This window comes from Streptomyces sp. CB01580 (assembly GCF_001905795.1).
Taxonomy (GTDB): domain Bacteria; phylum Actinomycetota; class Actinomycetes; order Streptomycetales; family Streptomycetaceae; genus Streptomyces.
In genome coordinates this window covers 66,244-79,032 of sequence record NZ_LIXJ01000023.1, presented here as the reverse complement: position 1 = coordinate 79,032, position 12,789 = coordinate 66,244, and the positions used below count along the sequence as shown (strand labels likewise).

Sequence of the window (12,789 nt, the reverse complement as noted above, 5' to 3'; positions counted from 1 at the left end):
TTGCTGCTCTCGGCGACCCCGCCGCCCGGCCCGCGTCCCGCGCGCGAGGCACGGCTGTACGAGGAGGCCGCCCGCCACCGCGGGCTGACTCCGCCGCGCGACCACCCGCCGGCCAGCATCACCTGGCTGGGCCCGGCGGCCTCCAATCCGGCGCTGGCCTTCCGGGTCGGCGGCGATCCGGCCCATCTGGCGGAGAGCGCGCGCTGGATCGAGGCCGCGGTGCGGTTCCCGCACTGGGGCCGGGCCCACATGCCGGACCACGACCTGGACGCGGGCTGGCTGCTGCACCATCTCTCGCTCACGTACCGGTGGATCGGTGACGACCTGCCGGACGGGCTGCGGGCGCTGCTGCGGTACAAGCTGCTGCTCCAGGGGCGGCGCCTGTACGAGTACGCGGTGGCGAGCGAGGGCGGCTGGTGGTCGTCGTCGTACTGGCAGAACCACAACTGGATCTGTTACGCGGGCCTGGCGACGGCCGGTTACGTGCTGGGAAAGGAGGAGTGGACCGAACGCGCCAAGGCCAATCTGGGTACGGTCCTCGATCTGCTGCCGGACGACGGTTCGCACGCCGAAGGGGTGGTCTACTGGCGTTACGGGGTGCCGTTCCTCGCCATCCATCTGGACCTCCTCCAGGAGGCGGAGGGCATCGACTGGTGGGGGCGGGGCGGTTTCCTCTCCCGCACCTTCGGCTACCGGCTGCACCAGGCGGCCCCGGGCTTCGCGTTCAACGTCGACCACGGGGACTGCCACGACCGCCGCAGCGGCCACAGCGCCGCCCTCTACTACCGTCTCGCGGCCCAGTACGGCATCCCCGAGGCGCAGTGGCTGGGTGATCTCGTCTCGGGCGAACTGCTGTGGCAGGAGGCCGCCGAGAGCGGGGTGCGGCCGGGCATCCTGCCGGAGGCGTACCTGGAACACCTCTGGTACGACCCGTCCGTGCCCGGTGCCCGCCCCACCGCGACGCGGGCGTTCTTCCCGGACCTCGGTCTGCTCGCGGCCCGTACCGGCTGGGACGAGGAAGCCACGCTCGTCTCGTTCAAGGCGAGTCCCGGTGGTGGCCACAAGGCGTGGGAGACCTCGGCCGGGCACCGGGCGAAGCGCGGCTGGGAGACCCTGAACCAGGGGCACCACCACCCCGATTCGGGCTCGTTCGTGCTGATCTCGCAGGGGGAGTTCCTCGCGGTCGACGAGGGCTACAGCAACCGCAAGCGGGCCGCGCACCACAACCTGCTGCTGGTCGACGGGCAGGGGTACGCGGACGAGGACCGCTACCACGTGTACCGGGACATCCCGCACGAGCGGCAGGCCCGGCAGCGCGACGTGCTCGTCGACGAGGACCACGGGTGGGCGCACGCCACGGCGGAGATCGCCGCGATGTACGACCCGGCGCTGGGGGTGCGGCGGCTGGACCGGACGCTGGTGTTCACGCCGTCGGGGCGGTTGGTGCTGCTGGACCTGGCCGAGGCGGACTCGGAGCGGGAGTGGACGTTCCTGCTCCAGACCGACCGGCCGACCGAGCCGCTGCCGGACGGCGGCAGGCTCGTCCGGTCCGGTGCGGCGCGGGCGACGGTACGTCAGTTCGCCTCCCCCGAGAGCTCGTTCACGTCCGAGGTCACAGAGGTGGAGGCCAATCCGACATCCAGCACCCCGGAGTTGCGCCTCACGCGCACTCTTCACACGTCGCGCGCCACGACGGCCCGCTCGTCGCACGGTCTCTTCCTCACCGCGATCGTCCCGGGCGCGGCACCGGCCGCCGTCGAACGTGTCGCGTGCGCGCGGGGCGAGGGGGTGGCCTGCGGCGGGGAGACCGTGCTCCTGTCCCCCGCCGCCCGCCGCATCCGGACCGACACCGTCGTGGCCGACGCGGCGGCGGTGCTGCTCGCCGACGGGGCGCCCGCGTACGTGGTGGCGGCCACCCGGCTGGAGCTCGCGGGCCGGGTGCTGCTGGACGTGCCGGAGCCGTACACGGGAAAGGTGGGCTGAGTCATGCGGGCGTCCCTCTCGTCCGGCCGGTCGGCGTCGCTGCTGCGAGGGCTGGAGTTCGTGGCCTACCCGGCCGCCGCCGGGGCCGCCTTCACCCTGCTCTCGCTGGGCGTCGTAACCTGGCTGCCCGCGCTCGCCGCGCTGGGGAACGCGCTGCAGCGGTGGCGGGCGGAGGGCGACAGCCGCTGCTTCGTCAACGTGCTCGCCGCCTTTCCCCGGTACTGGCGGGCGCTCTGGCCCCACTGCGTCGCATCCACCGCGGCGGCACTCCTGCTGGCCGCCAACGTCCTTCATCTCCTCGGACGTCCGGAGCCCTGGACGTTCGTGCTGCTCGCCGCGCAGGTGGGCATCGCCGCCGCGCTGACCGTCCACCACGTGGCGCTGGCGGCCGAGGCCGGCCGGTCGCCGGGCGGCACGGTCCGTGCCTGGTCGCGCGGTGCGCTGGCCCTCGGATTCGGGTCGGCGGCCCGCGGCACCGCGCTGCTCGGCGCGGTGGTCTCCGCCGCGCTGCTCTCCCTCGTCGTACCGCTGGGGCCCCTGCTCCTCGGCCCCAGCGTTCCCGTACTGCTCGCCCTGTCGTTCGCAGATCCCAGGAGGCACACCTCATGAGCCGTGTACTGCGCACCACTCTCGTCGCCGCCCTCGCCGTCGGCGCGCCGCTCGCCCTCCCGCCCGCGTCCGTCGCCGCCGGAGCGGCCGAAGTAGCCACCGCGTACTACGTCTCGCCGACCGGCAGCGACTCCAACACCGGTACGTCGGCCGGGGCCCCGCTCGCCACGATCCAGAAGGCCGTCGATCTCGCGCCGACGGGCTCGGTGGTGCACCTCTCCGCCGGCACGTACCGGCAGGACGTCGTGACCAAGCGCTCCGGAGTGACCGTCACCGGCCCCTCGAACGCCGTGGTGAAGGGGGCGGGCGACGCCCGGATCATCCAGGTCCGGCACGACTCGACGACGCTCGGCGGATTCACCGTGGACGGGCTGCACGGGTCGTCCACCGACGTGTCGGGCTACCGCCTCAAACTCATATATGTCATGAGCACAACACCCGGGAACGGTGTGGGAGGGCTGCGCATCACCGGGATGACGCTGAAGAACGCCGCCGACGAGTGCCTGCGGCTGCGCTACCTGGTGACCGGCGCCGACGTCTCCGGGAACACGATCACCGACTGCGGGGTGGCCGACTTCAAGTTCGGCGGCGGCGGCAAGAACGGCGAGGGCATCTACCTCGGCACGGCCCCCGAACAGCAGGGGGCCAACGGCGCCCCGGACGCCGCCCCCGATGTCAGCAGGAACAACCGCATCCACCACAACACCATCGCCACCCGGGGCAACGAGTGCGTGGACGTCAAGGAGAACTCGACCAACAACTACGTCGAATACAACGACTGCAGCGCCCAGAAGGATCCCAGCTCCGGCGGCCTCGACGCGCGCGGCAGCGGCAACATCTTCCGCTACAACACCATCCACGACAACGTCGGCGCGGGCGTCCGGCTCGGCGGCGACACCGCGACCGACGGCACCGGCACCAGCGTCTACGGCAACACCATCACCGGCAACGCGGGCGGCGGCATCAAGTTCATGCGCACCCCGCAGGGCCCGGTCTGCTCCAACACGATGAGCGGCAACACCGGCGGCGACGCGGTCGGCACCTACGGCAGCGCGTACGACCCGACCGGGACGTGCCCCAAGTGACCGGGAGCGGACCCGCCAGACGCGGGGTGCTGACGGCCGCGGCCGGTCTGGCCGCCGTCGCCGCGACGGCACCGGGCGCCCGCGCGGCCGGCCCGGCGGGCGGCGGTGCCGCCCGCCCGCGCTGGGCCACGTCATGGGCGACCGCGCAGACTGCGCCGACCGCCACCGACACGGTGGCGAGCGCCGGGCTCACCGACGGCACGTTCACCGCGCACGTACGGCTGTCCGCGGGCGGGACGGTGCGCCTGCGCTACGGGCACGCCTTCGGCACGGCCCCGGTCCTGGTCGGTCCGGTGACGGCGGACGGCCTGCCGGTGACGTTCGGCGGGCGGCGGCAGGCATGGCTCGCCGCGGGCGCCTCGCTGACCAGCGACCCGGTCGCCGGACTGCGGGTCGCCGAGCGGGCGCGGCTGTCGGTGGAGACCTGGCTTCCCGGCCCCACCGGCCCTCTGTCCTTCCACCGCAACACCCATGCCTCGCACTCCGTCGACGGCGAGCGCACCACCTCGGTGTTCCTGCTGACGGGCGTCGAGGTGACCGGGGCGCGCGGTCCGGTGGTCGCGGTGCTCGGCGACTCCATCACGGAGGGCGTCGGCACCCCGGACGACGCCGATCTGCGCTGGCCCGACCAGTTGGCCTCGCGGCTGCCCGGTGCGGCCGTCGCCAATCTCGGGATCAGCGGGAACCGGCTGCTGCTGGACGACGCCCGGTTCGGGCCGGGCGGGCAGGCCCGCTTCGACCGCGACGTGCTGTCGCTGCCGGGGCTGCGGACCGTCCTCGTCCACCTCGGCGTCAACGACCTCCAGCAGCCGCCGAGCCAGACCGACCCGGCACTCCTCCTGGCCGGATACCGGCAGCTGGTCGTGCGTGCCCGCAACGCCGGGCTGCGGGTGATCGGCGCGACCATCACCCCGTTCGAGGGCTGGACCCGCTGGACACCGGAACTGGACGCGGTGCGCCGACAGGTCAACGCGGCCGTGCGCACCGGCCATGTCTTCGACGCCGTCGCCGACTTCGACGCCGCGCTGCGCGACCCCGGACACCCGTCGCGCCTGCTGCCCGCGTACGACAGCGGCGACGGACTCCACCCCGCCCCCGCCGGTCACGCCGCCCTGGCCGCGGCCGTCGACCACCGACACCTTCTGTGAGGGCCGCACCATGAACCCATCGAGCACTCCGGGCACCACCCGGCGCACCGTCCTCGCCGGGGCCGCCGCCCTCGGCGCGGCCGTCGCCGTACCGCTCGCCCCTGTCGCCCCCGCCGCGCACGCGGCGGCCACCGGCGCCGTCGAGACCGCCGCCGGCCTGCGCACCCGCTGGCACACCCTGCTCACCGGCGGCCCCGGCCTCGACCTCACGGACTCGCGGATCGCCGCCGCCGTGGCCCGGATCGGCAGGGCCGCCACCACCGCCGCGAAGGGCCTCGACCCCACCCGTACCGACGGGTTGTTCCCCGATCTGACCAGCACCGCGCTCTCCAACCACGTCACGACCTCGTTCAAACGGCTCGCCACGGTCGCGACCGCGTGGGCCGTTCCCGGCACCCCGCAGCACGCGGACCCCGCGCTGCGCGATCTGCTGCTGGCCGGTGTCGACTGGATGCTGACGCACCGGTACGGGCCCGCGCACACCCGGTTCGACAACGACTGGGACTGGGAGATCGGCTGCGCGCTCGCCCTGGGCGACGCGACCGTGCTGCTGTACGACGCGCTCGGCGACGAACGGCTGGACCGCATCACCGCCGCCGTGCGGCACTACACGCCCGATCCCAATCTGTGGCGGGCCGACCGGCAGATCGCGACGGGCGCCAACCGGGTGTGGATCTGCACCGTCGTCGCCGTCAACGCCGTGCTCCGCGACGACGGCGACGACCTGGCGCGGGTCCGTGACGCCCTCTCGGACGTCGAGGGCGCGGGTGCCAACAGCGTCCTCGCCTTCAACGACACCGGCACGGGCGCGGAGGGCACCGGTGAGGGCTTCTACTCCGACGGTTCCTTCCTCCAGCACTACAAGCACCCCTACAACGGCGGCTACGGCAAGGAGTTGCTGAACAACCTGTCCCGGCTGCTGCACCTGCTGGCCGGAACGCAGTGGCGGGTGACCGACCCGGACCTCGACAACGTCCGCCGCTGGGTCGACGACGGGTTCGACCCACTGCTGGTCCGCGGCGACGTGATGGCGTCGGTGTGCGGGCGCGAGATCGCCCGCCCCAGCAAACAGGGCCACGTGTCGGCGCAGACGGTCGTCGAGGCGGTGCTGCGGCTGATCCCGGGCTTCCCCGGCGAGACGGGCGACCGGTTCACCTCGCTGGTCAAGCAGTGGATCACCGAGGACACCTACCGGGACTTCCTCGCCGTCACCGATCTCGCCTCGCTCGTCGCGGCCCGGGAGGTCCTCGCCTCCCCGGTGCCGGCGCGGGGACCGCTGGTCGCGCACAAGCAGCACCCCCGGATGGACAAGGCGGCCCACCACCGGCCGTCCTTCGCGCTGGGCGTCTCCGCCTACTCGTCCCGGATCTACAACTACGAGTCGATCCAGAACGAGAACCTGCACGCCTGGCACCTCTCCGACGGCATGGTCCTGCTGTACACCGACGACCTGGGGCACTACAGCAAGGACTACTGGCCGACCGTCGACCCGGCCCGGCTCCCGGGCACGACCGTCGTCGCGGGCCGCCAGGCCGACGCGGCGGGCCAGCGCACCACCAGCCCGGCCCACTGGGCGGGCGGCACCGCGCTGCCGGGGACCACGCTCGGCGCGTACGGCATGGAGCTGCGCGCGTACGGGAGTTCGCTGCGCGCGTTCAAGAGCTGGTTCTGCCTGGACGACGTGGTCGCGTGCGTCGGTTCCGGCATCAGTGCCGACGCGGGCACGGTGGAGACGGTCGTGGAGAACCGCAAGCTCCGCGACCCGCGGGCCGCCCTGCTGGTCGACGGCACGGCCGCGCCCGCCGACCCCGGCTGGTCGGCCCGGCTGGACCGGGTGCGGTGGCTGCACGTCGCCGGGACCGGCGGCTATGTCTTCCCCGAGCCCGTCACCCTGCGCGGTCTGCGCGAGGAGCGCACCGCGACCTGGCGCGAGATCAACCTCAAGTACGGCACGGACACCCCGGTCACCCGCCCGTACCTGACGCTGTGGCAGGACCACGGAACGGCTCCGGACGGGGCGGGCTACTTCTGGCTCCAGGCACCGGCGGCCTCCGCCGAACGCACGCGGCGGTGGTCGGCCGCGCCCCCGGTGGAGGCGGTCGCCCGCTCCGCCGCCGTCCACGCGGTGCGCCGCCGCGCGGACGGGCTGCTCGCCGCGAACTTCTGGGCCGCGGGGACCGCGCGCGAGCTGTCCTCGGACGGCCCGGCGTCGGTCCTGGTGCGCCCCGAGGGGAAGACGGTGACGGTGTCGCTGTCCGACCCGACCCAGCTGCGGTCCTCGGTCGTGCTGGACCTGGCACGGCGTGGCCTCGGCGTGGTGTCCGCCGATCCGGGCGTGCGCGTCGCCCCCACCAGCACCGGCGTCCGGATCACCGCCGACACCGCCGGACTGCACGGCGCGACCCGAACCCTCACCCTGAAGTGGAGCTAGAGACTTGCTGTTCGACATGCCTCTCGACCGGCTGCGCGACTACCGGCCGGAGCCCGAGGAGCCGGCCGATTTCGACGTGTTCTGGGAGAAGACGCTCACGGAGACGGCCCGCCACCCGCTGGACGCGGAGTTCGTCCCGTACGACGCCGGATTCGCGACCGTCGACGTGTTCGATGTGACGTTCCGGGGCTGGGGCGGCCAGCCGGTGAAGGCGTGGCTGATGCTGCCGAGGGCGCGCTCGGGGCCGTTGCCCGCCGTGGTGCAGTACATCGGCTACAACGGCGGCCGGGGCGTCCCGTACTCCTGGCTGGCCTGGAGCGCGCTGGGCCACGCGCATCTGGTGATGGACAACCGGGGGCAGGGCGGCGGCGGCAAGAACACCGCGGACACCCCGGACATCGCGCCGGACGGGCACGGTTCGTCCTCCCCCGGCTTCCTGACCCGGGGCATCGAGGACCCCCACCACCACTACTACCGGCGGCTGATCACGGACGCGGTGCGGGCGGTGGACGCGGCGAAGGCCCACGAGGCGGTGGACGCCTCCCGGGTGGCGGTGCTCGGGGGCAGCCAGGGCGGCGGGCTCGCCCTCGCCGTCGCCGGGCTGCGGGACGACGTCTCGGCGGCCGTCGCCGATGTGCCGTTCCTCTGCCACTACCGCCGGGCCTCGCAGATCACGGACGCCGGACCGTACGCGGAGATCGCACGCTGGCTGTCCGGTCACCGCTTCCGGATCGACGAGGCGATGGAGACCCTGTCCTACTTCGACGGGGTCAACTTCGCGGCGCGGGCGACCGCACCGGCCTGGTTCTCGGTCGGGCTGATGGACCGGATCTGCCCGTCGTCCACGGTCTTCGCCGCGTACCACCGCTACGCGGGCCCGGCCGAGATCGAGGTGTTCCCGTACAACGGGCACGAGGGCGGCGCCGAGTACGACCTGCCGCGCAAACGGGATGCGCTGCGGGGCGTGTTCGGCCGCCAGGGCGTGTTGCGAAAGTAGCGTCGTCCGCCGTGCGACGCCCGGCACGCACGCGCGCGGCGGTGAACGCCGGTCACGGCACAGGAACGCGGGTCACCGGCCCAGCGCCGCCATGGCGGCGTTGTGGCCGGGCACCCCGCTGACCCCGCCGCCGCGCACCGCGCCCGCCCCGCACAGCAGTACGTTGGCGTGCCGCGTCTCCACACCCCAGCGGCCGGTGGACCCGGTGGCGTACGGGAACGCGAGGTCGCGGTGGAAGATGTGACCGCCCGGCAGTCCCAGCTCCCGTTCCAGGTCGAGCGGTGTCTTCGCCTCGATGCACGGCTCGCCGTTCACGTCGACGGCCAGGCATTCCGCGATCGGCTCCTCCAGGTGCGCGTCGAGCCGGCCGAGCGTGGCGGCCAGCAGTCGGGCGCGCGTCGCGGCGTTGTCGGCGGCGAACAGCCGGGCGGGGGCGTGCAGGCCGAAGAGGGTGAGGGTGTGGTGGCCGCTCGCGGCGAGACCGGGGCCGAGGATCGACGGGTCGGTCAGCGAGTGGCAGTAGATCTCGGACGGCGGGGCGGCCGGGATCCGGCCGGCCGCCGCCTCCCGGTAGGCGTCGGCCAGCTGCCCGTATCCCTCGGCGATGTGGAACGTCCCGGCGAACGCCTCCCGCGGGTCGACGCAGCGGTCGCGCAGCCGGGGCAGCCGGGTGAGGAGCATGTTCACCTTCAGCTGCGCGCCTTCGGCCGCGGCGGGCGGTTCCTCGCCGAGCAGTGCGGCGAGCGCCTGCGGGGAGGCGTTCACCAGCACCCGGCGGGCCGCGACGACGTGCTCCGCCTCCGGTGAGCGGACGGTGACCTCGGCGTGTGTCCCGTCGGTCGCGATCCGGGTCGCCTCGTGCCGGACGCGGATCTCGGCCCCGGCCGCGCGGGCCGCCCGGGCCAGGGCGTCGGTGAGGGCGCCCATGCCGCCGACCGGCACGTCCCAGTCGCCGGTGCCGCCGCCGATGACGTGGTAGAGGAAGCAGCGGTTCTGACGCAGCGACGGGTCGTGCGCATCGGCGAAGGTGCCGATCAGGGCGTCGGTCAACGCGACTCCGCGGACGAGGTCGTCGTCGAGGTACCGCTCGACGGCGACGCCGATGGGCTCCTCGAAGAGTGCCCGCCAGGCGTCCTCGTCACCGATCCGTTCACGCAACGCGTCGCGGGTGGGCAGGGGTTCGGTGAGGGTCGGGAAGACCCGTCCGGCGACGTGCCGCGTCATGCCGTAGAAACGCCGCCACGCCTCGTACGCACGGTCCGAGCCGGTCAGCGCGGCGAAGGACTCCCGGGTGGCGCGGTCCTCGCCGACAAGCAGACCGGTGGCCCGGCCGCCGCGCACGGTCGGGGTGTACGAGGAGACGGTCCGCCTGCGCACGGCGAAGTCCAGGCCGAGGTCGCGGACGATCTTCCGGGGCAGCAGGGACACCAGGTAGGAGTAGCGCGACAGACGGGCGTCGACCCCGTCGAAGGGGCGGGTGGAGACGGCCGCTCCGCCGGTGGCTGCGAGGCGTTCCAGGACCAGGACGGACTGTCCGGCACGGGCGAGGTAGGCGGCGGAGACAAGACCGTTGTGGCCGCCGCCCACGATCACCGCGTCATAGCGGTCGGGTGCGGGCATGGTCCTTCGTAGCACGGGGCACTCACGCCGGGCCAGAGGCGGTGGGGCCGCCGTCGCCGGGTGGTGCGGGGGGTCCGTGGCGCAGTTCCGCGACACGCCGGTACAGCTCGACCGCCTCCGTTGCCCGGCCGACCTGCTCCAGGCAGTGCGCCTCGTCGTTGCGCGCGGCGAGGGTGTCGGGGTGGCCCGCGCCGAGGACGCGCTCGCGGGTCTCGGCGACCTGGTGGTAGAGCATGAGCGCGTCGGTCCAGCGGCCCGTCCAGCCGAGGCCGACGGCGACCTCGCGGCGGCTGACCAGGGTGTCGGGGTGGTCGGGGCCCAGGACGCGTTCGCGGATGGCGCAGACGTCGCGGGCCTCGGCGAGCGCCTCCTCCCAGCGGGCGAGGCGCCCCAGGTTGACGCCGAGGCCGTGGCGGGCGCGCAGTGTCTCGGGGTGGGTGGGCCCGCTCGTCCGGGTGCGGTCGCCGACGAGGGCGCCGTACAGCTCCAGGGCTTCCGCGCTGTGTCCCAGCCGGCCGAGCGCGATACCGGTCTCGTAACGGGCGGCGAGCGTGTCGGGGTGGTCGGGGCCCAGGGAGCGGGTCCGGCCGCGGACGACGTCCCGGTAGGTCCGCAGAGCTTCCGTCCACCGTCCCAGCCGGCCGAGCGCGTAGGCCACTTCGTAGAGCGTGACCAGGGTGTCGGGGTGTTCGGCACCGAGCACCCGGGCGCGGGCGGCCGCCACCTCACGGGCCATCCGGCAGGATTCCTCCGGGCGGCCGAGCCTGCCGAGGTTGAAGGCGAGGTTGTGGCGACAGCGCAGGGTGTCCGGATGGTCGGGGCCCATGGCCCGTTCCCGGGAGGCGAGGACCGTGACGTACAGCCGGTGGGCCTCGGCGTGCCGTCCGAGCCCGCCCAGCACGTATGCCATCTCCTGACGGGCGGCGAGCGTGTCGGGGTGGTCGGGGCCCAGGACGCGTTCGCGGCCCCGGGCCACCCGGCCGAACTCCCGCAGCGCGTCCTCGGACCGGCCCGTGCGCGCGAGGGTGAAACCGATCTCGTACCTGCTGGACAGGGTCTCCGGATGGTCGGGGCCGAGGGCCCGCTCGCGTTCGGCGGCGACCGCGCGATGCGCCGCCTCGGCTTCCGCCCAGTGGCCGAGCCGGCCCAGGTCGAGGCCCGCGCCGTGGCGGCCGGCGAGGACGGAGAGGAGCTCCGGCGACGGGGCGGGCCGCTCCGTCCGGGCGGGTGACGGTTGCGCGGCGAGGTGCCACGGGCCGCTGCCGGTGATCCGTTCCGCGGCGGGGGGCCACGGGCCGGAACCGGCGCCCATGGCCGCTTCCCCGGCCGCCGGCAGCCACTGGCCGCCGGTGGTCCAGTCGTCGGTGAGGCCCGCGCGGTGGTCGGGCGGGGCGGTCCGCGCGACGCCGCCCAGGGCCTTGTGTCCGGGGGGCATGCCACGGGCCCAGACCGGCAGTTCTGGCCCGGCACGCTCGACGGGTACGAGCGGCACGGACGGGAGGTGCGCCGTGAACGGTACGTGTCCGGCGGGTCCGGGCCGGGGCTGTTCGCCGCTGCGCCCCACGGCGATCCGTCGGCGCAGGTCGCTCGCGTCGGCGGGCCGCTCCTCCGGCTCCTTGGCGAGCAGGTCCAGGACGGCGCGGTCGAAGAATCCGGGGAGTTCGGCCCGGCGGGCGCGCAGGGGCTCGGGTTCGGTGTCGCGGTGGCCGACGAGGACGGCCCAGGTGTCGTCGAGGTCGAACGGCGGCGCCCCGGTGGCGATCTCGTACAGGACGCAGCCCAGTGAGTAGAGGTCGCTGCGGTGGTCGACCTGGCCGCCGCCGATCTGTTCCGGCGACATGTAGTGCGGGGTGCCCATGGCGATGCCGGTGCCGGTGAGGCGGGAGGTGAAGCCGATGTCGCGGCCCAGTCTGGCGATGCCGAAGTCGCAGATCTTCACCGTGCCGTCGGCCAGGCGCATGATGTTGGCGGGCTTGAGGTCGCGGTGCACGATGCCCTGCCGGTGGGTGTAGCCGAGGGCGTCCGCGACCTGCTCGGCGATGTCGACGACGTCGGACACCGGGAGCGGGCGCTGTCCGTTGGCCTCCAGGAGCTGGCTGAGGTTGCGGCCGTCGAGGAGCTCCATCACCAGGAAGAGGACGCCGTCGTCCTCGCCGAAGTCATGGACGACCGTGACGCCGCGGTGCTGGAGCGAGGCGGCCACATGGGCCTCGCGGCGGAAGCGCTCGCGCAGGACACGGGTGAACGACTGGTCGTGCTGGGGCCCCATGGGCTTGAGGCATTTGACGGCCACCTGACGGCCCAACGACTCGTCCCGGGCACGCCACACCTCGCCCATGCCCCCGCGCCCGATCAGATCGAGCAGTCGGTACCGGCTCTGGACCAGCCTGGTGTCCGCCATGTCGTACTGTCGCCCCCGTCGCTGTGCCCACTGCCCTCGTGCCCTCCCCGGCCCGTCCAGTATGGCGGTCCGTACGCGGCCGGGCGGCCGGTGGGCCCGTCCGGTTCGGGGCGTGCCGACTGCTTCCGTCGGCACGCGGCCGGGCGGAGGCCATCGGCGCGGCCGGGGGGCGCCCCGGGGCGACGGGGTCGTCCGGCGTCGGCCGCGGAGCGGGGGCAGGTGGTTCAGCGCTGTTCGCGCAGCACGGTGAGGCGGCGTCGGTACTCGTCCTCGTCGATCTCCCCGTGGGCGAACCGTTCGGCGAGCAGGTCCTCGGCCCGTCGGCCGCCCCAGCCGGCCTCGCCGGGGGGCGGGCCGGTCCTTCGACCGCGCCCGCCGCCGAGGTAGTGGGCGAGGGCGACGATCCCGGCGATCAGCAACGACCAGAACACCACCATGATCACGGCCATGAGGAGCCATCCGCCGCCCCAGCCGCCGTCGTACCACATCATGCCCATCACCTTCTGTCGGACGGT

9 protein-coding genes are annotated in these 12,789 nt (G+C 74.0%); 6 read left to right on the top strand and 3 right to left on the bottom strand.

Features of this window, described 5'->3' with window-relative positions; genetic code table 11:
- The 6 genes from AMK22_RS27835 to AMK22_RS27810 are packed head-to-tail and all read left to right on the top strand — an operon-like array spanning window position 1 to window position 8,253.
- Window positions 1–1,983, top strand: a complete 1,983-nt coding sequence (locus tag AMK22_RS27835; RefSeq protein WP_073789454.1) for a hypothetical protein — start codon at window positions 1–3, stop codon at window positions 1,981–1,983.
- A gap of 3 nt (window positions 1,984–1,986) precedes the next feature.
- Window positions 1,987–2,592 carry a hypothetical protein gene (locus AMK22_RS27830; RefSeq protein WP_073789452.1) on the top strand — a complete coding sequence of 202 codons (606 nt, stop codon included), beginning with the start codon at window positions 1,987–1,989 and terminating at the stop codon, window positions 2,590–2,592.
- Window positions 2,589–3,677 carry a DUF1565 domain-containing protein gene (locus AMK22_RS27825; RefSeq protein ID WP_073789450.1) on the top strand — a complete coding sequence of 363 codons (1,089 nt, stop codon included), beginning with the start codon at window positions 2,589–2,591 and terminating at the stop codon, window positions 3,675–3,677. Before AMK22_RS27830 ends, AMK22_RS27825 begins: the two co-directional genes overlap by 4 nt.
- Window positions 3,674–4,825, top strand: a complete 1,152-nt coding sequence (locus AMK22_RS27820; RefSeq protein WP_073789449.1) for an SGNH/GDSL hydrolase family protein — start codon at window positions 3,674–3,676, stop codon at window positions 4,823–4,825. The genes AMK22_RS27825 and AMK22_RS27820 overlap by 4 nt, the downstream gene beginning before the upstream one ends.
- A 10-nt stretch (window positions 4,826–4,835) precedes the next feature.
- Window positions 4,836–7,256 (top strand): polysaccharide lyase 8 family protein, encoded by a 2,421-nt coding sequence (locus AMK22_RS27815; RefSeq protein WP_073789447.1) that lies wholly within the window; start codon window positions 4,836–4,838, stop codon window positions 7,254–7,256.
- Window positions 7,257–7,260: 4 nt separating this feature from the next.
- A complete protein-coding gene (locus AMK22_RS27810; RefSeq protein ID WP_073789445.1) occupies window positions 7,261–8,253 on the top strand; it encodes an acetylxylan esterase in 993 nt (330 codons plus the stop codon).
- 72 nt (window positions 8,254–8,325) lie between these two features.
- Here AMK22_RS27810 and AMK22_RS27805 read toward each other — a convergent pair whose 3' ends face one another.
- From AMK22_RS27805 to AMK22_RS27795, 3 genes are all read right to left on the bottom strand, one after another.
- Window positions 8,326–9,873, bottom strand: coding sequence for a phytoene desaturase family protein (locus AMK22_RS27805; RefSeq protein WP_073789443.1), 1,548 nt, complete (start codon window positions 9,871–9,873; stop codon window positions 8,326–8,328).
- 22 nt (window positions 9,874–9,895) lie between these two features.
- Window positions 9,896–12,274 carry a serine/threonine-protein kinase gene (locus AMK22_RS27800; protein ID WP_073789441.1) on the bottom strand — a complete coding sequence of 793 codons (2,379 nt, stop codon included), beginning with the start codon at window positions 12,272–12,274 and terminating at the stop codon, window positions 9,896–9,898.
- 224 nt (window positions 12,275–12,498) lie between these two features.
- On the bottom strand, window positions 12,499–12,765 hold the full coding sequence (locus tag AMK22_RS27795) for an SHOCT domain-containing protein (protein WP_199883329.1): 267 nt from the start codon (window positions 12,763–12,765) through the stop codon (window positions 12,499–12,501).
- Window positions 12,766–12,789 lie beyond the last annotated feature (24 nt).